Origin of the sequence: Saccharopolyspora spinosa NRRL 18395 (genome assembly GCF_000194155.1) — a bacterium.
Lineage (GTDB): Bacteria > Actinomycetota > Actinomycetes > Mycobacteriales > Pseudonocardiaceae > Saccharopolyspora > Saccharopolyspora spinosa.
This window is the reverse complement of record NZ_GL877882.1, coordinates 414,429-437,382: the sequence shown is the minus strand read 5'-3', so window position 1 is coordinate 437,382 and position 22,954 is coordinate 414,429. Positions and strand designations below refer to the sequence as shown.

Annotated in this window: 19 protein-coding genes and 1 pseudogene; 8 read left to right on the top strand and 12 right to left on the bottom strand. The window is 65.9% G+C overall.

Annotated features, from left to right (window positions below; translation table 11 throughout):
* Window positions 1-460 precede the first annotated feature (460 nt).
* Window positions 461-1,207 carry an IclR family transcriptional regulator gene (locus SSPN_RS0137545; RefSeq protein WP_202799004.1) on the bottom strand — a complete coding sequence of 249 codons (747 nt, stop codon included), beginning with the start codon at window positions 1,205-1,207 and terminating at the stop codon, window positions 461-463.
* A gap of 240 nt (window positions 1,208-1,447) precedes the next feature.
* Here SSPN_RS0137545 and SSPN_RS0137540 point away from each other — a divergent pair, with 240 nt between their 5' ends.
* The 3 genes from SSPN_RS0137540 to SSPN_RS0137530 are packed head-to-tail and all read left to right on the top strand — an operon-like array spanning window position 1,448 to window position 4,956.
* Window positions 1,448-2,194 carry an SDR family NAD(P)-dependent oxidoreductase gene (locus tag SSPN_RS0137540; RefSeq protein WP_010315162.1) on the top strand — a complete coding sequence of 249 codons (747 nt, stop codon included), beginning with the start codon at window positions 1,448-1,450 and terminating at the stop codon, window positions 2,192-2,194.
* 24 nt (window positions 2,195-2,218) lie between these two features.
* The gene (locus SSPN_RS0137535) at window positions 2,219-3,391 is read left to right on the top strand and encodes a thiolase domain-containing protein (RefSeq protein ID WP_010315161.1); all 1,173 of its coding nucleotides are present in this window, start codon (window positions 2,219-2,221) and stop codon (window positions 3,389-3,391) included.
* Window positions 3,388-4,956, top strand: a complete 1,569-nt coding sequence (locus SSPN_RS0137530) for an AMP-binding protein (protein WP_010315160.1) — start codon at window positions 3,388-3,390, stop codon at window positions 4,954-4,956. Before SSPN_RS0137535 ends, SSPN_RS0137530 begins: the two co-directional genes overlap by 4 nt.
* A gap of 56 nt (window positions 4,957-5,012) precedes the next feature.
* Here SSPN_RS0137530 and SSPN_RS0137525 read toward each other — a convergent pair whose 3' ends face one another.
* From SSPN_RS0137525 to mmsB, 8 genes and pseudogenes are all read right to left on the bottom strand, one after another.
* On the bottom strand, window positions 5,013-5,747 hold the full coding sequence (locus SSPN_RS0137525; protein WP_044576830.1) for a GntR family transcriptional regulator: 735 nt from the start codon (window positions 5,745-5,747) through the stop codon (window positions 5,013-5,015).
* Between the two features lie 129 nt (window positions 5,748-5,876).
* A complete protein-coding gene (locus SSPN_RS0137520; RefSeq protein WP_010315158.1) occupies window positions 5,877-6,497 on the bottom strand; it encodes a LutC/YkgG family protein in 621 nt (206 codons plus the stop codon).
* The gene (locus SSPN_RS0137515; protein ID WP_010315157.1) at window positions 6,494-7,957 is read right to left on the bottom strand and encodes a LutB/LldF family L-lactate oxidation iron-sulfur protein; all 1,464 of its coding nucleotides are present in this window, start codon (window positions 7,955-7,957) and stop codon (window positions 6,494-6,496) included. Before SSPN_RS0137515 ends, SSPN_RS0137520 begins: the two co-directional genes overlap by 4 nt.
* Window positions 7,942-8,681: pseudogene (locus SSPN_RS47870) on the bottom strand ((Fe-S)-binding protein). The gene SSPN_RS0137515 and the pseudogene SSPN_RS47870 overlap by 16 nt, the downstream one beginning before the upstream one ends.
* Window positions 8,678-9,880 carry a CaiB/BaiF CoA transferase family protein gene (locus SSPN_RS47865; protein WP_010315154.1) on the bottom strand — a complete coding sequence of 401 codons (1,203 nt, stop codon included), beginning with the start codon at window positions 9,878-9,880 and terminating at the stop codon, window positions 8,678-8,680. The pseudogene SSPN_RS47870 and the gene SSPN_RS47865 overlap by 4 nt, the downstream one beginning before the upstream one ends.
* Window positions 9,880-10,761, bottom strand: a complete 882-nt coding sequence (locus tag SSPN_RS0137500) for an enoyl-CoA hydratase/isomerase family protein (RefSeq protein ID WP_010315153.1) — start codon at window positions 10,759-10,761, stop codon at window positions 9,880-9,882. Before SSPN_RS0137500 ends, SSPN_RS47865 begins: the two co-directional genes overlap by 1 nt.
* A gap of 91 nt (window positions 10,762-10,852) precedes the next feature.
* Complete coding sequence (locus tag SSPN_RS0137495; RefSeq protein ID WP_029536114.1) at window positions 10,853-12,328, bottom strand: aldehyde dehydrogenase family protein; 1,476 nt, start codon at window positions 12,326-12,328, stop codon at window positions 10,853-10,855.
* 56 nt (window positions 12,329-12,384) lie between these two features.
* On the bottom strand, window positions 12,385-13,272 hold the full coding sequence (gene mmsB / locus SSPN_RS0137490; protein ID WP_010315150.1) for a 3-hydroxyisobutyrate dehydrogenase: 888 nt from the start codon (window positions 13,270-13,272) through the stop codon (window positions 12,385-12,387).
* Window positions 13,273-13,370: 98 nt separating this feature from the next.
* Here mmsB and SSPN_RS0137485 point away from each other — a divergent pair, with 98 nt between their 5' ends.
* A complete protein-coding gene (locus SSPN_RS0137485) occupies window positions 13,371-14,303 on the top strand; it encodes a LysR family transcriptional regulator (protein ID WP_010315148.1) in 933 nt (310 codons plus the stop codon).
* 35 nt (window positions 14,304-14,338) lie between these two features.
* On the opposite strand, the gene ilvC is transcribed toward SSPN_RS0137485, so the two are convergent.
* Complete coding sequence (gene ilvC / locus SSPN_RS0137480) at window positions 14,339-15,352, bottom strand: ketol-acid reductoisomerase (RefSeq protein WP_010315146.1); 1,014 nt, start codon at window positions 15,350-15,352, stop codon at window positions 14,339-14,341.
* Between the two features lie 174 nt (window positions 15,353-15,526).
* On the bottom strand, window positions 15,527-16,864 hold the full coding sequence (locus SSPN_RS0137475; RefSeq protein ID WP_010315144.1) for an MFS transporter: 1,338 nt from the start codon (window positions 16,862-16,864) through the stop codon (window positions 15,527-15,529).
* 744 nt (window positions 16,865-17,608) lie between these two features.
* Here SSPN_RS0137475 and SSPN_RS0137470 point away from each other — a divergent pair.
* From SSPN_RS0137470 to SSPN_RS0137455, 4 genes are all read left to right on the top strand, one after another.
* A complete protein-coding gene (locus SSPN_RS0137470; RefSeq protein ID WP_049887737.1) occupies window positions 17,609-18,727 on the top strand; it encodes an amidohydrolase family protein in 1,119 nt (372 codons plus the stop codon).
* A gap of 14 nt (window positions 18,728-18,741) precedes the next feature.
* Complete coding sequence (locus tag SSPN_RS0137465) at window positions 18,742-19,875, top strand: amidohydrolase family protein (protein WP_049887736.1); 1,134 nt, start codon at window positions 18,742-18,744, stop codon at window positions 19,873-19,875.
* Window positions 19,876-19,879: 4 nt separating this feature from the next.
* Window positions 19,880-20,374 (top strand): Rieske (2Fe-2S) protein, encoded by a 495-nt coding sequence (locus tag SSPN_RS0137460; protein WP_010315137.1) that lies wholly within the window; start codon window positions 19,880-19,882, stop codon window positions 20,372-20,374.
* An 82-nt stretch (window positions 20,375-20,456) separates the two neighbouring features.
* Complete coding sequence (locus SSPN_RS0137455) at window positions 20,457-21,431, top strand: PDR/VanB family oxidoreductase (RefSeq protein ID WP_010315135.1); 975 nt, start codon at window positions 20,457-20,459, stop codon at window positions 21,429-21,431.
* A gap of 596 nt (window positions 21,432-22,027) precedes the next feature.
* Here the strand turns inward: SSPN_RS0137455 and SSPN_RS0137450 are convergent.
* Window positions 22,028-22,939, bottom strand: a complete 912-nt coding sequence (locus SSPN_RS0137450) for a LysR family transcriptional regulator (protein ID WP_029536112.1) — start codon at window positions 22,937-22,939, stop codon at window positions 22,028-22,030.
* Between the last annotated feature and the right edge of the window lie 15 nt (window positions 22,940-22,954).

The following is a 22,954-nucleotide window of genomic DNA, read 5'->3' as shown; positions in this document are numbered from 1 at the left end:
TTTGGCGGGATCAGGACGTGACGACCCGGCAAACCTTCTCTCGTCTCGGCGGTTTCCTGTTATGTCAGTTGATCCTGCGCGCAGACCCCCCGGCGCTCAACTGACCTTCACCGACGCCGACGGTCACCGCATCACCGCATCACCGCGTTGATCACCGACACCCCACCGGGAGCACCAGCAGCAATCACACCACTCCCCGGGCCGCGTGAACTGCAGATTCAGGTCGAAGTGCAACTGGCGATGGGGCGCAGGGCAAGGCGGGCAGGGGCCCGATGAGCCAAATGCAACGCGTGATTCCCGCTCCTTCGATGACACTGGCCATTGACCTGCACCTACAGGGTGAACGCCAGCAACTGCCCGGCATTCCACCGCGGGAGCTCAGCCTGCTGGCGTGGGCGGACTCGCTCGATGAGCACGCAATCGCTCTGGGGCCTAGATGTCTACGACGGTTACGTTGTGATCAGCGAATCTCCCTCCGTCCGGCGAGATGATCGGTTTCCCGGCGCAACAGGGATTCCAGCCATTGCTCGCGCTCGGGTTGCATCCGGGAGGCGATGGTCGCGATGCCTACCGCCACGACCGGGTGTCCGGCGCGAGCCGGCACGCCCATGCTGATGCCGACGGAGTCGTCGACGACCATACCGCGGTTAATCGCGACGCCGCCTCGCTCGCGGGCTTCTTCGACGAGCTTGAGGATCATCGCTGTCGACAGCGGCCGGTAGTCACGCTCGATTTCGGGTTCGTTGGCCTCAACTATCGCGACGGCCTCGTCCGCTTCCATCGCGGCTAGGAAGGCCAGACCGGCGGCGCCGACTCCCAGCGGCAACCGATCTCCGACCTGGAGCACGTGACTGCGGATCGGCCACCTGCCCTCTTCTCTGTAGACGCAGACGTGGTGATGCCTGCGGCGGATCGAGACGACGGCGACGTCCTCCGAGACCCCGGCCAATCTCGTTGCGGCGGCCAGCGACTGCTGCTGGACTCCGTAACGCTCCTCGGCGGCGACGCCCACCACGTAGGCCTCGGGGCCGAGGCGGTAGCGCCGGTCAGGTCCTTGCTCCAGGTAGCCGGCTTGCAGCAGTTCGGACAACAACCGGTGTGTCGTTGATTTGGCGAGACCGGTTTCCTCAGCAACAGCGGCAACCGATAGTCCACCCCGCCGCTCCCACGAGGCGACGAGCGAGAGCAGGTCGAGCGCACGGCGCACACTCTGAGATCCCTGCAACGCCTCCGAGCCTGCACGACGACGCCCAGAGTGTTCCATATTGCGGACCGGTCTTTCTTTCATTGCCACAGGAAAGAGACTGATGCTGCGCTTCTTCCTTGTCAACGTCCATGATATGGAACGACGAGCTGGGAAGATGGTTCCACTAATTGACGGGTTCTGCTGTGGCCTCCCACCGTCAGTGGTACCGAGGAGCTGCTTCAACGCCGAACGGAGGCCTCGATGGCTATCTCCGACATGAGTGACCAGAAAAGCAAATCGCACGGGTCCGCTGTGATCGTCGGCGGTGCTAGGGGTATCGGGCTCGCCGCAGTGCGGCTCGCGGCCTCCCGCGTGGGCTCGATGACGGTGCTCGATCTGCCTCAGGAGGCTCCGCAGGTCCAGGAAGCCTTCCCCGGCGCGCAGTATCTTCGCGCCGACGTGCTTGATGTCGAAAGCCTGGAAAAGGGCTTCGCTCTCGCTGCTGGACGCGGCCCGGTGACGAGTGTCTTCGTCCCGGCCGGAATCACGTTGTCGACACCGTTGCTCGAGGTGGATCAGGCTGATGCCCAGCGGTGTCTGATGATCAACATCATGGGGTCGGTCAACTCGATCCAGGCCGCGACGCCGCACCTCGCCCTGGACGCTTCGATCGTGCTCTGCGCGTCGGTAGCCGCCTACACCGGCGGTGGTTACCTCGGCGGACCGATCTACGGGGCCTCCAAAGCCGCTGTCATCAGCTTGACGAAGGGCGCAGCACGGGAACTCGCACCACGCAAGATCCGGGTCAACTGCGTGGCACCGGGAACGACCGCCACCGGAATGATCGGAGACGATGCCGCACTTCACGCGACGTTCGTCGAGCGGTCCTTGCTCGGCAGGCTCGCCGACCCCGAGGACATCGCGGAGGCGGCGCTGTACCTGTGGTCGTCCGCTTCGTCGTTCATGACCGGCGCGGTGCTCGACGTTAACGGTGGAATCCGACTCTGACCCGCCCCACTTGGAGGTCTTCCGATGTCACAGCACCCGCACGTGATCGGCTGGGCGCACACGCGGTTCGGAAAGTCCGACCATCCGGACGTGGAATCTCTGATGGCCGAGGTGTCCGCCGCAGCCGTCGAAGACGCCGGCCTGACCGCGGCCGACATCGACGCCATCTCCGTTGGTGTGTACGGGACCGACACCACTCAGCAGCGATTCGAGGCGGCGCTCGTCGGGACCGGAACACCTGAGTTGGGGCGCGTGCGTGCGGTCCGCTCCGAGAACGCCTGTGCCACGGGTAGCGCCGCGCTCTACGCCGCATTCGACATGGTCGAGGCCGGACGCGCCCGCGCCGTGCTCGTCGTCGGGGCCGAGAAAATGACGCGCGCACCAGCGGCGACGGTCAACGACGTCCTGCTCGGCGCCGCATACCTGCCGACCGAGCAGCAGTACGGCAGCTTTCCGGCCGTGTTCGCCTGGCTCGCCAACCAGTACGCCCAGCGCTACAGCAACCCGCGTGACGCTCTCGCACGCATCGCCGCCAAAAATCACCGGAACGGGGTCGACAACCCCTACGCCCACATGCAGCGCGACCTCGGCTACGAGTTCTGCGCAACCCCTTCGGAACGTAATCCGGTCGTTGCCGATCCGCTTCTGCGCACCGACTGCTCGATGGTCTCCGACGGTGCCGCCGCCGTTGTGGTGACTACCGCAGACGTGGCCCGCACCGCTCGCCGCGCGGTCGCCGTGCGGGGGCGGGCCCAGGCGAACGACCCCATGCCACTCGCTTCCCGATCTGATCCGCTCTCCTTCGACGCGGCCGCCAACGCGTTCCGCTCCGCGCTGGCGGAGGCGGGCGTCGGCTTGGACGATCTCGACCTGATCGAGACGCACGATTGCTTCACCGTGGCCGAACTCCTGCAGTACGAGGCGTTCGGGCTTGCCGCGCCGGGTAAGGGAACGCTGCTGCCGGTCGAGGGCGGCACCGACCGCGACGGAAAACTGCCCGTGAACGTGTCCGGCGGGCTCAAGGCCAAGGGGCATCCAATCGGTGCGACAGGGGTCTCCCAACACGCGATCGCAGCGATGCAGCTCGTCGGCGAAGCCAGCGGGATGCAACTTCCCCGTGCCGAACGGGCCGTGGTGTTCAACATGGGCGGCGCAGCCGTGGCCAACTACGCCACAGTCCTGGAGGCCGGCCGATGAACGCCCAGATCCGTGCTGTCAACGTGGCGGAGATGCTCGCCCAGACCGCGCGCAGGCTGCCCGAGGCCACTGCGGTTGTGCACGGCGAGACCAGGTGGACCTGGCGGATGCTCGACGAGGCCGCCGACCGCGTGCGCGCCGAGCTGCGTCGCCGGGGTGTGCGTCGGGGTGACTGCGTTCTGCTTCACGGTCACAACTCCCCCGAGTACATCCAGTCGCTCTACGGCATTTGGCGAGTGGGGGCGGCGGTCGCTCCGACCAATGTTCGGCTCACCCCTGCGGATGTGGCCGTGATCGGTGATGTCTGCCGACCTGTTTCCATGATTGCCTCGACCGGGTCGGATGCGCACGTCGACGCGGTGCGCGACGTGACCGGCCTACCGGGCGGCGTGCTGTGGATCGGCGACGGAGCCACCTCCGAGTCCGTTGCCGCGCTGCCCGCTGCCTTGCCCGAACCGGAGACTGTCTACCTGGGTGATCACGCCTGGTATTTCTTCACGTCCGGTACCAGCGGATCGCCCAAGGCCGCGATCCTGATCCACGACCAGCTCGGATTCGTCACCACCAACCACGCGGCCGATCTGATGCCGGGCCTGTCCGAGACGGACGTGTCCCTTGCGGTGGCGCCACTTTCGCACGGTGCCGGGGTGCACCTGCTGCCCCAGGTCGCTCGTGGTGCCGCCACGGTGATCCCCGAGGGCCCCGGATTGCGGCCCGAGGCGGTGTGGGAACTGGTCGAGCGGGAAAGGGTCACGAACATGTTCACCGTTCCGACGATCCTGAAGATGCTCGCTGAGGACCCGTCGGTCGACAAGTTCGATCATTCCTCGCTGCGGCACGTCATCTACGCGGGAGCGCCGATGCTCAACGCCGACCGCGACCACGCGCTGAGCGTTCTCGGCCCGGTTCTCGTGCAGTACTTCGGTTTGGGTGAGGTGACCGGCAACATCACCGTGCTCACGCCGGCCGAACATGGACGTCCTCAGCCGAGCGGGATCGAGGTCGGTACCTGCGGTCGCCCCCGGACCGGCATGCAGGTCGCCATCCTCGGTGAAGACGGCGCCGAACTGCCTGCCGGTGAGATCGGGGAGATCTGCGCAGCAGGTCCGGCCGTGTGCGCGGGCTACCTTCGAAACGAAGAGGCGACCGCAGCCGCCTTCGCGGGAAGCTGGTTCCACACCGGCGACATCGGGACCGTCGACGAGCACGGTTACCTCTACATCACCGGGCGCACATCGGACATGTACATCTCCGGCGGCTCCAACGTCCACCCTCGTGACATCGAGGAGAAGCTCGTCGCGCACCCCGGGGTCGCCGAAGTCGCGGTCTTGGGGATGCCCCACCCGAAATGGGGTGAGATCGGTGTCGCGGTGTGGGTGCGCCAGCCCGATTCGGACACCGACGAGGACGAACTGCGCGAGTGGCTCGACCCCAAACTCGCCCGGTACAAGCTGCCCCGCCAGTTCATCCGCTGGCAAGTGCTGCCCAAATCCGGTTACGGGAAGATCGTCAAGCGCACGATCCGCGATCAGCTCCTCGACTCCGGCTGGACAGCGCCAGACTGATCTCTCGCCTTAGCCGGGCTCACAACAACGGCCCCGCAGCCCACCCGTGCGAGAGGCTATTCTCCACGGTCGGACATCGACTTGGTCAGATGCTCGACGGCACCTTCCAGGTGCTGCTGGAGTCGTGCCTCGGCGAGGTCCGGGTCGCCCGCGCGAAGAGCTTGGGCGATCTCGGCGTGCTCGTCCCACGCGGTCGTGAAGACTTCCGTGATGTGAAGCGACCCGACCATCGCTCGCTCGACCGTCGACCACATGGGCGTGATCGCTCGCTCGAAGTAGCCGTTGTCCGTCGCTCCGAGGATCGCCATGTGAAATGCACGATCGCTTTCGAGGAGCTTGGCCGCGTCGTAGGTGGCGACGTTGGGGTGGTGCTCTTTCACGATCCGTTCGATCTGCTCCAGACCGGATGCCGGCTGGCGCTGTGCCACATGTCGTGCGGCAGTGGTTTCCAGTGCCGCACGCACCTCGTAGACGTCCCGGACGTCCTGTTCGGTCAACTTGACGACCGCGACGCCACCACCGGGCACCAGCTCCAGCAGTCCTTCGGCCACGAGCTCGGTGACCGCAGCCCGGACAGGCATGCGGCTGACCCCCAGTTGCTTGGCCACCTGCACCTGGTTGAGCTTCGAGCCACCGGGGATTTCCTCGAGCGCGATGGCCAGCCGCAGACGATCTCGTACCGTGTGCACGAGGGCATTGGCATCTCGGGGTGGCAGCGAGGCCAGAGCAGAGCCCGTCCCCTCCGGTGACGACGACCCACCGCCGATGTCTCCGAGCGCCTGCCTAGGCATGTCTACCCCTCCGTCACCTGGGCGACGAAGGGGTAGACCGATTCAGCCATCCCGCCCGCCACCACGGACCAACCTCGCACTCAGTCTAACGGGCGGTGATACTGGATCCGCAATCCACTGGGGCGGGGGTCACGAGGGGCGCGTGACGAGCACATGGAGAGTGCGCGGGCCGTGAACACCTTCGACTCGATCGAGCTCGATGTCGCTGGTCGCCGACGGGCCGGAGATCAACGTGATGGGCCGTCCCGGATCCAGCCGCCGAAGCGCTTCGGGAACCGTCGCGACGATTTGGTCCGTGCGCACAACGCACAGGTGGTAGTCGGGCAGCAGGCTCAATGCTCGTCTCCCCTGTCCGGTACCGCCGTCGAGAACAATGGTGCCGGTCTCGGCGATGACGACGGCACATGTGGTCAACACGCCGTCCGCATCGTCCAGCGCGTCGAGCTCCAACGACGGCTCGTCTTGCAGCCAGCGGACGGCCGGCGTCTGCCACGGGGTGGGAAGGCCCGGCGGCCCGATCATGGTCGTCACCTCGCGCTTCGCGAGCCGAGTATCGATCTCGTCTGCCAGCTGCGCTTCCGGGACCTCCCACACCTCAGCGCGATAGTCGGCTATCCGCTCCGCCGCCAACCCCACGAGATCCGGGTGGGTTCGGCTGAGGTCGTACTCCCGTGGAATCAGAGACGGTGCCGGGCGATCGGCAAGCGCCGTGCGCACCCGGGTCAGGATGGTTTCTCGTGATTCGCTCACTGGTCCGGGCCTCCGCGGTTGTTCCGCCACCATGTCCGGAAGGACTCACTCGCGGGCAACGGCGCGTCACGTGCGCTCGTCCACCGCGAGCCCGGCCACGGCAGCCGAGAGATCTTCTCCGTCGGTGACAACCGGGCGGCGAGCGCACCTGTTTTCTGGGCCAGCTCGTACTTTCGGCGGCTTCTCATGATCGATGCCAAGGCTGACATCGCAATGGATTCCGGGGAGCGCTTGGACTTAGCCTCGACCGTTCTCGCCCGCAGGTGCGTGAGGACCTCGGGAATGTCGATGCGAACCGGGCACGCCTCGAAACATGCCCCGCACAGCGACGACGCGAAAGGCAGTGAAGCCGCCTGTTCGTCGTGCGGGTCGGATACCAGTTGCGGGGTGAGGATGGCACCAATCGGCCCCGGATAGACCGAGCCGTAAGCCTGCCCTCCCACGCGCTCGTAAACCGGACAGACGTTCAGGCACGCCGAGCACCGAATGCACCGCAACGCCTGCCGACCGACTGGGTCCGACAATGTCTCGGTGCGCCCGTTGTCGAGTAGTACCAGGTGAAAGTTCTGCGGTCCGTCCCCTGGTGTCACTCCAGCCCACACGGAGGTGTACGGGTTCATCCGCTCGGCTGTCGAGGAACGCGGCAGCAGCTGGAGGAACACCTCCAGATCACGCCAGGAGGGCAGCAGCTTCTCAATCCCCATCACCGTGATCAGCGTTTGCGGCAGGGTCAGGCACATGCGTCCGTTGCCCTCCGACTCCACGACCATGATGGATCCGGTGTCGGCGAGAGCGAAGTTCGCCCCGGACACGGCGACTTTCGCAGTGAGGAACTTCCGCCGGAGATGCGCTCTCGCCGCCTCGGCCAGCGCCCGCGGTTCGGCGGCCAGGTCGGCCGGGGCACCGGGCATTTCCCTGCGGAAGATGTCGCGGATCTCCGCCCGGTTGCGGTGGATGGCGGGCACCAGGATGTGTGATGGGCGGTCGTTGCCGAGCTGGACGATCAACTCGGCAAGATCGGTCTCGACCGCGGCGATGCCTCCGGCCTCCAGCGCCTCGTTGAGGCCGATCTCCGCGGTCGCCATCGACTTGACTTTGACCACCTCGTCAGCGCCGGCCTGCGCAGCGAGCTGCAGCACGATCTCATTGGCTTCGGCTGCGTCTCGTGCCCAGTGCACCACGCCTCCGCGCGCGGTCACCGCCGTTTCCAGCTGCTCTAGGTAAGTGTCGAGGTTGGCGAGGGTCTCGTCCTTGATCGCTTCGCCGGCACTGCGCAGCTGCTCCCAGTCCTCGACCTCCCCGACAGCCTCCGCGCGCTTTTCTCTGATCGTGTGCGTGGCGTGTTGCAGGTTGCGTCGCAACTGCGTGTCCGCGAGCGATGCGCGTGCGGCCTTGGGAAACGTGGGTACGCCCAGCCACGTCACGGGGTTTCGGCTGGTGCCGGTCACGCCGCGGGCCAAGGGTTTTCCTCCGTCGAAGCCAGAATCTCCGCCAGGTGCACGCCGTGCACCCCTGTCCGCAACCGGGACAGCCCGCCATTGATGTGCATCAGGCACGAGTTGTCACCTGCGGTGAGGACTTCGGCACGTGTGTTCAGCACGCACCGCATCTTGTCGCCCAACATGGCCACCGAGGTCTCGGAGTTCTTCAACGCGAACGTCCCACCGAAGCCGCAGCAGGACTCGGCCGAAGGCAATTCCACGAGGTCCAATCCGCGCGGACTTCCCTGAGCAGTCGCAGCGGCCGATCACCGACGCCCAGCATCCGCAGGGAGTGGCAGGTGGGGTGGTAGGTCACCCGATGCGGGAAGTACGCGCCCACGTCGGTCACCCCCATCACGTCCACGAGCAGCTCCGACAACTCGTAGATCCGTGGCGGTAACTGGCTGTCGAGTCCCTTCATGCGTGGGTATACGTCGCGCACCATCGCGGCGCACGAGCCTGAAGGGGCGACGACCACGTCGAACTCCTCGAACGCGCGGTCCAGCTGGAGCGCCAACGAAGTCGCCTCGTCCTGGTAGCCGGTGTTGAAATGCATTTGCCCGCAGCAGGTCTGCTCCATCGGGAAATGCACTTCACATCCCAACCGTTCGAGCAACCGAACCGATGCGCGCAGGGTGTTCGGGAACAGCGTGTCGCCCAAGCACGTCCCGAACAAGGCGACCTTGGAAAGGACTGCGGTCACGACTCGGTCCACTGCTTGGCGTTGTTGTTCTCGAGCAGCAGGGCGATCTCCGCCTCGCTGTAACCGACTTCTGCCAGTACCTCGCAGGTGTGCTCGCCCAGCAGTGGTGGCGCGTGGTGCAGCCAGTCCTGTCCGTTCGCACCGACGTTGACCGCCTGCCCCAGCACCTTCATCGAACCGAGTGCGGTGTGGTCGATCTCAGCGATCATGTCCAGGCCCGCGGTAACCGGGTGATCAAGGGCTTCGGCCACGGTGAGGACAGGCCCGCAAGGAACTCCGGATTCGCCAACGATATCCAGCCAGTCCTCGGTCGATTTGCTCGACAGCGTCTGCTCGATGAGCTCGCGCAGTTCGCCCCGGTGTTGCATGCGGGCGGCGTTGTCGGTGAAGCGCGGGTCGTCGACCAGGTCCGTCATTCCCAGTGCGTCGCAGAGGCGATGCCACATCTTCTCGTTGCCGCACGCCAGGGTCATCGCGCCGTCGGCCGTCTTGAACGTGCCTTGGGGGAACATGATCGGGTGGTCGTTGCCGTCCTGCCCGGGCACGACTCCGAGGCTGAGGTACTTCTGCGCCTGGTAGGACAGCAGAGTCAGCATCGACTGCATCAGCGATCCCTCGACCACCGTGCCCCGGCCGGTGCGTTCGCGCTCGTGGAGAGCGGCCAGCACGCCGACCGCACCGAAAACGCCGGTGGCCGAGTCGGCGACGGCGATCCCCACTCGCAGCGGCCCCGTCTCGGCGGTCCCGGTGACGCTCATCAGGCCCGACATCGCCTGTGCTGTCTGATCGAAACCGGCCAGTTCCGAGCCTGGCGGGCGCTGCCCGAACCCGCTGAGCGACACATAGACCAGGCGGGGGTTCAGCTCGTGCAGTGTCTCCACGCTCAGCCCCATCGCATCTGCGGTTCCTGGCTTGAAGTTCTGCACGAAGACGTCAGCACCGCGGATCAGTTCGCGGCACGCTTCCATGCCCGCGGCTGTCCGCAGGTCGAGGGCGACGCTCCGCTTGTTGCGGTTCGAGGCCAGGTAGTACACGCTCTCGTCGCCGTCGAACGGTCCGGATTGCCGTGCCGGGTCGCCCGAGGAAGCGGATTCGACCTTGATCACGTCGGCGCCGAGGTCGCCCAGCAGCATGGTCAGCGTGGGGCCGGACAGGTAGCGGGTCAGGTCCACCACGCGGATCCCGGTGAGCGCAGCCATCACGTGGTTCCCTTCTTGTTGAAAACGGGCAGCCGGCGTTCGGTGAACGCTGCTACTCCTTCCTTGAGGTCATCACCCTCGTGGGCTTCGATGCTCAGTCGGCTGAGCAGCTCGGTGTCGGCCGCTGTCAACGGCCGGCCGCACATGTCGGCGACCACCTTCGCGGCACGCATCGTCGTCGCCGAGTTGCCGCGGATCCGGTTCACCAGTTCGGCGACTTCCGGGCCGAGTTCGCCAGCCGGCACCAGGCGCTGCACGAACCCCAAGTCGCGGGCCTCGGTCGCAGGGATGAGCCGACCGCTGAACAGCAGGTATTTCAGCGCGGCGGGACCAATGAGGCGGGCCACCGCAGTGGACTCGGTGTAGCCGAGGATGACGCCGAGTTTTCCGATCGGGATGCCGAAGCGGGAATCCTCGGTAGCGATGCGGACATCGCACGCCGCCGCCAGCTCGCACCCGCCACCGACCGCGAGGCCCTGCACCGCCGCGATCACCGGCACTTCCAGGGTCTGGACCGCGCGCAGCGCCTCGGCGATGGATTCGTTGTAATCGGTGGCGGCGGAGGCCGTCATTCGCGTGTGCGGGAACTCCTTGATGTCGGCGCCGGCGGCGAACGCCTCGCGCCCGGCACCCCGGACAACCACCGCGCGCAAATCGGGCGCCGTCGCGAGGTCGTCGAAGATGCGCTTCAATCGCCGCCAGCTCGCCAAGGCGAGCGCGTTCCGCGACTCGGGCCTGCACAACGTGACGACCGCGATGTCGCCGAGGACCTGCAAGGCCACCCGGTCCTCGACCGAATCCGCCGGCGGCTCGTTCGCCAGCAGGCGTTGCAGCAATGGCTCGAGTTCGGCGGAAACGCTCGACTCCTTCGTTTCAGTCATGTCCCTGTGCTCCCTGAGTGCACGGCTGGAGGTTGGCGCCGGACGGCGCACCGGCGTCGGGGCTGATACGCCGTCCGGAGACCTGGGGGGATCAGTGGGTGGTGTCGACGGACACGTGCTTGCGCTGGGTGAAGCTCTCCACCATGCCTTCCAGGGAGAACTCGCGGCCGATACCGCTTTGCTTGTACCCGCCGTAGGACTGGCCGAGCACCTGCCCGCCGCCTTGGTTGACCTGCACCCATCCGGCTTCGATCGAGTGCGCGGTGCGCAGTGCTCGGCCGATGTCGTGGGTCCAGATGAACGCCGACAACCCGTAGTGCGAGTCGTTGGCCATCTTGATCACGTCGTCCTCGTCGTCCCACGGGATGACGCACATCACTGGCCCGAAGATCTCCTCCTGGGCGATGCGCCACTCGTTGTCCACGCCGACGAACACCGTGGGTTCGACGAAGTAGCCCTCAGCCAGCGGACCCTCGGCGGGGGGTGCACCGCCGATCGCCACGACCGAGTCGTTGCGGCTCAGGCCTTCGTCGATGTAGCCGCAGACGCGGTCGAACTGCTTGCGGTTGACGATGGCGCCGATGTCGCTCTCCTCGTCGAGCGGGTCGCCGACCTTGAGCTTGCCCAGATGCGAGACGACCTTCTCGACGAACGAGTCGAGGATCGAGCGGTGCACGAACAGACGAGAACCCGCCGTGCAGGACTGGCCCTGGCGGACGAACCTCATTCCGGTGATCGTTCCCTGCGCCACCCAGTCCTCGCCGGCGTCCGGGTAGACGATCTGGGGGTTCTTGCCTCCGAGTTCCAGCGACACCGGGACGATCCGCTCGGCAGCGGCGCTCATCACGCGCTTGCCCACGGCCGTGGAACCGGTGAACGACAGTTTGCGGACGTCGGGATGCGTGATCAGCGCTTCCCCTGCCTCGGAGCCGAAGCCGACGACCACGTTCAGCACGCCGCGCGGCAGGAACTCGTGGCAGATCTTCGCGATCTCCAGAACGGCCAGCGGCGCGTCCTCGGCGGCCTTGAGCACCAGCGCGTTTCCGGCCGCGAGCGCCGAGGCGATCTTCATGACCGCGAGCTGGACCGGCGCGTTCCACGGCACGATCGCGCCCACGACCCCCAGCGGCTCACGTCGCGAGTAGTCCAGCACCGAGGGGTTCAGCGGGATCGTCTCGCCCTTGACCTCGCTGGCGACCGAGCCGAAGTACCGGAACACGTCGATCGCGAACTGGACCTCGCCGCGGGACTGGGTGCGCAAGGCGTTCCCGTTCTCCTCGGAGATGATGCGCGCGATGCGCTCGAGGTGGGGCTCCAGCGCATCCGCGATCTGCTGCAACAGCCGACCTCGCGCCCGCGGGGCGGTATCCCGCCACCCCGGGAAAGCCCTCCAGGCGGCGTCCACGGCATCGGCGATGTCCTTCTCGCCACCCCGTGGAACCCGGGCGATCACCTTGCGGTTGCGGGGACTTTCCACCGCGATGAACTGCTCGCTGCGAGCGCCGACCCACTGGCCATCCAACAGGTTCAGGTAGTCGCCTGCGACCACTGCCGATTCCGTTCCCATGACGTCTCCGTTTCTCACGATTTTCAGCAAGTCGACGCTGCGCTTCAGCCACGCGGTCATGCGGTGCGGTTGATGACCTTGATCACTGCGGAGGAGTCGAGATGACCGTCGGTACTTGCCAATTCGTCGACCACTCGGCGCGCGCCCTGGCCGACTACGAGTTCCACACCGGCACTTTCGGCAGCGGTGGCCGCCAGTCCGAGGTCCTTGGCCAGCAAGGCTGCCGCGAACTTCGGGGCGTAGCCGTTGTCGGCGGCCGACCCCTCGACCAGGCCCGGTAGCGGGGTGAAGTTGTGCAGGGCCCAGCAGTCGCCGGACGAGGTGCTCAGCACGTCGAAGAGGTTCTTCGGGGAAAGACCGAGCTTTTCGGCCATGACGAAGGCCTCCGCGAGCGCCACGAGGCTGGCGCCGACCACCATCTGGTTGCACGCCTTGGCCACCTGACCGGCACCAGGCCCCCCGACGTGGAAAACCCGCGCCCCCAGGGCATCTAGCGCGGGCCGAGACTGCGCGATGGCTTCGTCAGAGCCGCCGATCATGAAGGTGAGAGTTCCCGCCGACGCGCCGCTCACCCCTCCGGAAACCGGTGCGTCGACTACGTGAATTCCCAGGCGCTCCCCGACGCTGTGCAGCTCCAGCGCAGTCGGCACGTCGATGGACGAGGAGTCCACGACCACAGCGCCAGGCGCCAACTTCTTCAGAGGCGTGAGCTCGCCGCACAGGACTTCGCGGACGTGCTCGCCCTTGGGGAGCATCGTGACCAGGATGTCCGCGCCCTTCGCAGCGTCGTCCGCCGAGGCCACAACGGGCACCCCCGCGCGGTGGGCCTGCTCTCGCGCTGCCTCGGCGATATCGAACCCACGCACTTCATGGCCGGCCTTGACCAAGTTCACGGCCATCGGCCGACCCATGTTTCCCAGACCGACGAACCCGACAGTGCTCATCGTTCCTGCTTTCACTCGGTGACGTGGTTGTGCAAATCACTATCGGACCCGATTTTGTGCACAGGCAAGACGAATCTGCGCAAGGGTGGTGTGCAAAAATGAACAACGTGAACCTCGAAGACCTCCGGTACTTCCTCGCGTTGACCAGGTACGGACGGCTCACCGTCGCGGCCGAGCGCCTCGGCGTGGAGCACACCACCATTCGGAGACGCGTCGCGGCACTCGAGAAGCAACTAGCGAGCAGGCTGTTCGACAAGAGCCCGCAGGGTTGGACGCTCACGTCGACCGGTCAGCGGCTCCTGCCGTACGCGCGGCGGATCGAGGCGGAGGCGGACGCGGCGCACGCCGTGATCACCGATTCGCAGCACAGCCCGCAAGGCACGGTGCGGATCGTGGCCACGGACGGTTTCGGCGGGTCGGTCATCGCCCCGGGCCTCGCTCGCCTGCGGCGCCGGCATCCCGCACTGGAGGTCGAACTGGTCACCACGAGCAGCCTGCTCAGCTACGGCGTGGGCGAGTTCGACATCGCCGTCACCATCCACCGGCCAGAACGCAGCGGGTTCCAGATGACCCACCTCTGCGACTACGACCTCCGGCTGTACGGCACTCAGCAATACCTCGATGAACACGCGACGATCCGCACCGTCCGTGATCTCGCGGACCACGACCTGGTTTGGTTCGTCGAGTCCTTGCTCGACCTACCAGAGCTGCAGAGCGCCGAGGAAATCACCTCGAAGGCCAACATCGTGTTCCGGACGACCAACCTGTTCGCCCAGCTCGAGGCAGCAGCCAACGGAGTCGGACTCGGCCTGCTGCCGTGCTTCCTCGCCCATCACGACTCCCGGCTCCAGCCGGTGCTGCATGGCGAAGTCCGCGCTAGGCGCAGCTTCTGGATGATCGTCCCCACCCGATTGATGAACACCGAACGCGTCAACGCGGTCTGCGCGCGCCTCACCGAGATAGCGAAGGACGACCGGCTGCGGCTTCTCCCACCCGTCGCACCAGGAGAAGAAGCCGCAGCCAGCCTGTAGGCACCGGTTTTCGGATTGTCGTTAGGACCAGGCGGTCAGGCGGTTTCGGTGATCGGCCGGTCCACCCAGGACATCAGGCCGCGCAGCTTGGCTCCCACCTGCTCGATCTCGTGGTCCTTGCCCCGCTGGCGCAATGCGAGGAAGTTCGGACGGCCGTTGTCGTCCTCCGCGATCCACTCCTTGGCGAAGGTGCCGTCCTGGATTTCGCCCAGGATCGTCCGCATCTCCGCCTTGACCGCGTCGTTGACGATCCGCGGGCCGCGGGTCAGGTCGCCGTACTCGGCGGTGTCGCTGCACGAGTACCGCTGGCGCGCGATACCGCCCTCGTAGATCAGATCCACGATCAGCTTCATCTCGTGAAGCACCTCGAAATACGCCAACTCCGGTTGATAACCCGCCTCGACGAGCACCTCGAACCCGGCCTCGATCAGACGGGAAACGCCGCCGCACAACACAGCCTGCTCACCGAAGAGGTCTGTCTCGGTCTCCTCGGCGAACGTCGTCTCGATGACGCCGGCTCGTGTACCGCCAAGGGCCTTGGCGTAGGCCAGGCCCAGCGTGAGGGCGCTCCCCGAGTCGTCCTTGTCCACCGCGACCAGCGCCGGGACGCCCTTGCCGTCAACGAACTGCCGACGAACCAGGTGTCCAGGCCCCTTGGGCGCCACCAGGAGCACGTCCACACCGTCCTGCGGCGTGATGTAGCCGTAGCGCACGTTGAAGCCGTGGCTGAACAGAACGGCGTTGCCAGCTTCGAGGTTCGGAGCGATGTCGTCGGCGAACAGGCTTCGCTGCACCGTGTCCGGTGCCTGGATCGAGATCACGTCGGCTTCAACCGCTGCCTGGGAAGGCGTCACGACCCGCAGTCCCTCCTCCTCGGCCTTCGCCCGGGACTTCGACCCCTCGGGCAAACCGATGCGGACGTCAACACCCGAATCCCGCAGGCACAACGCGTGCGCGTGCCCCTGACTGCCGTACCCGATCACCGCGACCTTGCGGTCGCGCAGGACGCCCAGATCAGCGTCTTCGTCGTAGTAGATGGTGGTCGCCATTACCTTCCTTGCCCTCTCCTGCCGACCGTCCGCGATAGCGGCGCCGACCTCGCCGATGGTTCGTGGATCCAGGATACATCGTGCTCGAGGTTGCAGTTCCCGAGCGGGGAGCCATTGGCACGACCTGGCCGTTGGCCCGGCGAGCTCAGCCCTCACCGGGCCAACGGGTGTGAATTACCCGACCGGCTCCCTCTCCACCTGCTCGTCGAAGGCGCCGCGAAAAACCAGCACCGAGACGGCCGCGGAGACGAAAAGCAGCACGAGCACGATCCACATGCCGCTGCGCTGGCTACCGGTCAGGTCCGAGAGCCAGCCGGTCAGGAACGGACCCACGAATCCGGAGGCGTTGCCCAGCGTGTTGACCAGCGCGATTCCCCCGGCGGCTGCGGCGCCGGTCAGCAATCTCGTCGGCATGCCCCAGAACGGGGGCATCGAGCACAGGATTCCGGTAGCCCCGATGGTCACGCCCGCCATTGCCAGGAAGGGACTGCCCGCGTACATGGCCGCAACGATGCCGATACCGCCCACCGTTGCCGGAATCGCGAAGTGCCGCACCACTTCGCCTTTCACATCGGAATGCCGAGCCCAGAAGATCATGCCGACTGCGGCCACGCCGTACGGAATAGCAGTGAGCAGGCCGACCTCGAGCGTCGAGTACTCCACACCGTAGGTTTCCTTGAATCCCGCGATGATGGTCGGGAGGAAGAACCCGGTGGCGTACAAGCCGTACAAGATTCCGAAGTAGGTCAGCCCGAGCAGCCACACCCGCGGTTGCAGCAACGCGTCACGAACCCGGTGCGACTTTTCACCATCGCCTTCCTCAGCCCTCAAATCGGCGACGAGGAGCTGCTTTTCCCTGCCAGTGAGCCAAGTCGCGCCTTCTGGTCGATCAGTCAGGTAGAACCAGCAGATCACGCCGAGGATCACAGCGGGCAGTCCCGTCATCAGGATCATGAATCTCCACCCTGACATCCCCGGGAGGATCGCCGCGCCGTACTGGATCAAGGCACCGGCAATGGGAGCACCGACTACCGAGGTGAGCGGAATGGCGACGAGGAACAGTGCCATTGCTCTGGCTCGGTCGCGCTTGGTGAACCAGTAGGTCAAGTAGAGCAAGACGCCCGGGGCGAAACCGGCTTCGGCCATGCCGAGGAGCAGGCGGAGAACGTAGAGACTCTCAGCATTGGGAACGAAAGCGATCAGCGACGCGACAACTCCCCAGCTGACCAGGATTCGCGCCAGCCAGCGACGAGCGCCGAACCGGTGCAGCGCAAGGTTGCTCGGTACCTCAAGCACGAGGTAACCGAGGAAGAAGATTCCTGATGCGAAGCCGAAGGCGGCTGCACTCAAGCCCAGGTCGGTCTTCATCCCGGCCGGGCCGGCGAAGGCGAGATTGGTTCGATCGAGATAGTTGACGAGGTACATCAACCCCAGGAACGGGGAAAGTCGCCAGAGGACCTTTTTTCGCAGGCGATCTCTGACCGCGGTGTCGGAGAAGTCGCTCGTGGTCACGGGAATACCTCCTGACGGTTCGACTGTGAACCGTCGTCTGCATGGGCGTCTGAACTCGCTCGCGCTTGGACTGCAGATGGGGCCGGCGAGCAGAAGAGCACGGCTAGGCAGCCGTGCGGCGCTCGGACTGGCGAGCGCTCACTGCGTAAGAACAGAGGAAGCTTCCGCATCCAGAAGCCTGGATCCAGGATGTGAGGACGGTAACCACACGCCCGAAAGGTGTCAACGTCAAGCCGAGCAGGAAACGATCAGCCATCACCCGTCGAATAGCCTATCCGCAGCCTTTCGACCTGCGCAAACGTTGCAGCCAAGCTACTCGCCCCAACGGACACCCACCCATTCCCCCTGCGCGGCAGCCGAATCAAGCTTGTCCGCCCCGGACGAAGTGTTCCGCCCGGTTCGAAACGCGGACAACTAGCGATCATCGCCGATCAAGCCGCCCGAAGGGCCGCAGTCGTAGCACGTCCAAGCCACCGAAGGGCACACCCTTCCCAAAAGTGCCTTGAGTCACGTAGGGTCGATGCGTATCCTGGCTCCTGGATCCACGATCCATCGAAGGTGGTCCGTGTGACTTTTCCAAGCGGTCGCCGCCTCATCCTCACCGCTCGGCCGCAGCACCTTGCCCAACGGCGTTGAAGGATCCAAGTCAGGTTCAAGCTCTGCGGGAATCGTCGTTCAGGCGGTCATCGCCGGGAATCCGCCGCAACCACGGTCAGCACGAGACTCGAAAGGTCCGTACTCAACATGGCAGACACCGTCGTCAGCTCAAGACAGCCACTCGCCGTGCCAGTAGGCATGCGGGCAGCCGTGGTCGACTGCGACACGCACCCGATCCTCCCGTCGGCACGCTCCCTTCTTCCCTACCTCGACGAGTACTGGGGCGATCAGCTGGTCGGGGCGCTCGCGCCGTACTACGACCCGAGCTACCACCCGAGCGGGTCGAACATCGCTCAGCTGCCGGACGCGCGAACCGACGGTGACGGCCGTGCGGCCACCCGGGTCGAGGACTTCGTGGCGGACGTGTTCGCCGACGGTGGTCCCGACATCGCGATCCTGAACTGCCTCTACGGGATCCAGCAGATGCACCAGCCGCGCCGCGAGGCGGCCCACGCCCGTGCACTCAACGACTGGATCGCCCATGAGTGGCTGGCGCAGGACTCACGGTTGCGAGCTTCGATCGTCGTCCCGCAGGGCACCCCGGAGCTGGCAGCCGAGGAGATCGAGCATCGCGCTGGTGACGACCGGTTCGTCCAGGTCCTGTTGCTCGGGCAGTCGGAACTCCTCTACGGGCGGCAGATCAACTGGCCGATCTGGGAGGCCGCCGAGCGCAACGGCCTGCCCGTCGCCATTCACATCGGTGGCGTGTTCCGGCAGGCCCCGACCTCGGTCGGATGGCCGACCTCGTACCTGGAGTGGTACGTCGGCCAGCAGTCCAACCTCGAGGCTCAGCTCAATTCGATTGTCTCCGAGGGGATCCTGCAGAAGTTCCCCAACACGCAGATCGTCGTCAGCGAGGTCGGGTTCAACTGGTATCCGCCCTTCGCGTGGAAGTTCGACAAGCTCTGGAAGAGCTACCGGCACGACGTTCCGTGGGTTGATCGTGCTCCATCCGAGCTCATGCGCGACCACGTGCGGTTCACGACTGCACCGTCCGACGGCGCCGAGGAGCGCGGCGGCCTGGACCGAATCGTCGAGCGCATGGGCAGCGATCGCATGCTCGTCTACTCCAGCGACTACCCGCACCAGCACACGACGAGCCCGCACCAGATCACCAACGGCACGTCGAACAACGAGCTGATCGACCGCATCTACCGGAACAACGCCTGGGACCTCTACCACCTGAGCGTTCCGGCCGACTCGTGAAAGGTGGCCACGCCATGACTGTTCTTGACCACGCCCCCGCCACCGCACCTGTGGGTCCGCCGGTGCTCGGCACCGGGATCTTCGATGTGGACATCCACCCGGTCCCCAAGGAAGGCCTGATCGCCTCGTACCTGCCGGAGCGGTGGCGCACGCACATCGCCGAGTACGGCGTGCGGACCACCAATGGCCTGTCGACGGTCACCGAGTACCCGCAGATGTACGGCGGTGCCATGCGCAATGACGCCTGGCCCGACGACGGCGCCTACCCGGGCTCGTCGCTGGAGCTGATCCGCTCCCAGCTGCTCGATCCCTACAACATCACGATCGGCGTGCTGCAGTGCCTCGCACCGGGTGGCCAGACCCTCAACCCCGCCAGCCAGGCGCTGGACCCGCGGATCGCCGATGTCCTCACCCGCGCCATCAACGACTGGCAGCTCGAGCATCTCGTCTACCCCGAGCCGCGGTTGCGCGCTTCGGCACCGGTCGCCTTCGAGGCCGCCGAGTTCGCGGTCAAGGAGATCGAACGGGTCGGTTCCAACCCGGGTGTCGTCTCCGTGCTGGGGCTGAGCAAGACCCTCGAACCGCTCGGCAGCCGCAAGTACTGGCCGATCTACGAGGCCGCGGTCGCGCACGGTCTGCCGATCCAGTTCCACCTCTCCCAGGGCGGTGGGCACGCCAACACCGGCACCGGCTGGACCTCCTACCACACCGAGTACCACGTCGGGCACACGCAGAGCCTGCAGGCGCAGATGCTGAGCCTGATCCTCACCGGGACCTTCGACCGGTTCCCTGACCTGAAGGTCATGTTCGTCGAGGGCAACGTGGTGCACTTCGCGCCGCTGGCGCAGCGCCTCGACTACCACTGGAAGAACCTGCGCAGCGAGGTCCCGGAGCTGCGGCGCAAGCCGTCGGAGTACATCCGCGACCACATCTGGGTCTCGACCCAGCCGATCGATGAGCCGGAGAACCCGAAGCACCTCGCCGAGATGATCGAGGAGTTCTGCCCGGACAACGTCGTGTTCGCCTCCGACTACCCGCACTTCGACTTCGACTCCCCCGAGACGGTTTTCCCGGCCGTCTTCCCGGAGCAGATGAAGCAGAAAATCTTCCGTCACAACGGACTCCGCTTCTTCGGCCTGGACCGGTGACGCCATGACCAAGTACGCAGTCGCCAACGCCGCCGACATCGCACCTGGCGAGCGCATCATCGTCGAGCTCGAAGGACGTAAGATCGGCGTGTTCAACATCGACGGCGAGTACTACGCCCTGCTCGACCAGTGCCCGCACGCTGGTGCCGCGTTGTGCAGTTTCGGCACCATCTTCGGCGTCTCAGATGCCGAGGCCCCGGGCGAGCCGGTCAACTACGAGCGGAATCGCTCGCTCCGTTGTCCGTGGCACGCGTGGGAGTACGACATCCGCACCGGCGAGTCGTTCTTCGACCCGCGCAACTCCCGCGTCCGCAAGTACAACGTCGAGGTCGTGCCCGGATCCCCGGAAGACACCGTCGACCCCGATGGTGGCGTTCAGAAGGGCCCGTACGTGATGGAGGGCTACGAGGTGACCCTCGACGGCGACCTCGTCGTCGTCGACACCAGCCGGCGCCGTCCCGCTCGCGGGCCCCGAGCGGAAACGGCCAGCGGGGCCTAACCGTCCCGGTTACTCGCGCCGGGCCGGTGGGACTCCCCCGCCGGCCCGGCGCCAACGGCCTATGCCAAGCACGTTCGAACGGATGGTCACCATGACGAATTCCACCGCCGCCGACCGCTCCGAGATCCCCACGATCATCGCCGAGATGGTGCCGGAAGCGGAAGGCGTCGTATCCCTCCACCTCGAGCCGGAGGGTGACGACAAACTGCCGGTTTGGGATCCCGGTGCGCACATCGATCTCGTACTGGGCGACGACCTGGTCCGCCAGTACTCGTTGTGCGGGGACCCTACAGACCTGAGCAGCTGGAAAATCGGCGTGCTGCGCGAGCCCGAGAGCCGTGGTGGCTCCTCCTACGTTCATGACACGCTCCGCGTCGGCGACCGCGTGCTGTGCCGCGGCCCGCGCAACAACTTCACCCTCGCCGACGCCGGCGAATACCTCTTCATCGCGGGCGGCATCGGGATCACCCCGATTCTGCCGATGCTCCGCAGCTGTGAGACCGCCGGAAAGCCGTGGCGACTGGTCTACGGAGGCCGTCAACGAGCGTCCATGTCATTCCTCGACGAGCTCGCGACCTACGGCGAGCGAGTCACCGTGTGGCCGCAGGACAGCCACGGAATTCTCGATCTCGAAGATCTGCTCGGCACACCTCGTGCCGGCACGCAGATCTACTGCTGCGGTCCGGGAGGCCTTCTCGACGCCGTGGAGGAACGCTGCGGGATCTGGCCGGCGGGCACGCTCCACCTTGAGCGGTTCCGCCCCCAGGACGGCGCCCTGGATGGGAAGAACACCGCCTTCGAGCTCGTGCTCGACTACTCCGACGTCACCATCACCGTGTCACCAGAACAAACGATCGCCGAGGCGGTCGAAGCCGCCGGGGTGCACCTGCCCACCTCGTGCCGCGAAGGGACCTGCGGCACCTGCGAAACCGTCGTGCTCGAAGGTGAACCGGACCACCGCGACTCCTACCTGACCCCGGAGGAGAAGGCGTCGAACGAGGTCATGATGCCGTGCTGCTCCCGCTCATTTTCATCACGGCTCGTCCTCGACCTCTAAACGCTCATCCCCGAGGTCGGTAGCGACGACCGTGAACAGCGCCCGGCCCCGTCTTCGCGAAAAGGAACGCTCAAATGAATATTCGCGACCGTGATGCGAAGTTCTTTGCCTGTCCTGGTCAAGAATGCGGCCACCCAGTTTGACCTGGGCGATCGTGACGTCCGATGATCGGCGACCGGGGCTGTTCGTCTGGTCCATCGGCTCTTAGCTCAGGTGCTGTCCTGGCTAGCCCTGTTCGCTCGCTCGCCGGCGTCGAAGGACGCAGAGATACTCGCAATTGCGACACGAGGTCGCTGTGCTGCGACGGGACAATCCGAGACCGCTGATGCGGGACTGCAAGAGCCAGAAATACTCAACACGCCAGCAACTCAGCCGAAAATGCCATCCCGGCGACAAAGCCGGCGGAAAGTCCACCTTATCGAGTTGCGCGCACGGGAGTCCAACTGTCGGCCGCGACATAAGCACATGGACGACCGCGATTACGACGTGCTCGACGAAGCTTGATAACGAACAGCTGAACGCCCAACGAACTCGCTGGCGGCACTGAGTCGAACGCTTGCGGTCCCACCTGATCTCTCACGCACCGAGCCCATCAATCAACTCTGCTGTGGGACGGGCTCGTGGCCGCCCGCCGCCAGGCCGGCGAACACGGCTTCCGTCAGGTCCCCGAGAACCGGGGAGTGACGGGACGGGGTCCACACAGTCGAAGTGATCCAGGCCAGCGGCTCGCCGTGGATCGGGCGCCACGTGAGGCCTGCGGGTAGTTGCTGAGCTGGTTCTTCGTTGAGGTGGACACCGAGCCCCGCGAGCACCAAGCCCTGGATGAAGCCTGGGTTGCGTGCGTGGCGGATCATGCCGGGCATGAAGCCGTGATCTCGGCACACCGTCAGCATGTGGTCGTACAGGTGGGAGGCCATCTTCCGCGGAAAAACCACCAGGGGCGAGTCGTTCAGGTCGCGGAGGTCGACCGTCGAGTGATCGGCCAGTTCGTGGGTACGGGGCAGGAGAACGCCGATCACACGGCGCATGCTGGCGCTGCATTGCAGGCCGACCGTATCGCAGGGATGACGAACGACCCCGAGGTCCAGTTCGCCTCTTCGCAGGTCGTGGACCTGTTCGTTGGTGGTAGCTTCCCGTAGCTCGACCAGCACATCGGGGTGCGCTGTCCGGAAATGGCCGACCATCGTCGCCAGCACCGCCACGCTGGTGTCCGGCGGAACACCCACCCGCAGCGCCGTCATGCCGCCGGATCGGGCTCGGCCCATCGCCTGGTGGACGGCTTCGACATCGTCCAGTACGCGGCGGGCGTACTCCAGGAGCAGCGCTCCGGCTTCGGTCAGCTGGACCCGGCGCGGGTTCCGGTCGAAGAGGTCGACGCCCAGCTCACGCTCGAGGTCACGGATGCGCTGGGACAACGGCGGTGACGCCATGTGCAGTCGATGCGCCGCCCTGCCGAAATGCAACTCCTCGGCAACAGCGACGAAATACCGAAGGTGACGTAGCTCCACCAAAGCACGATATCA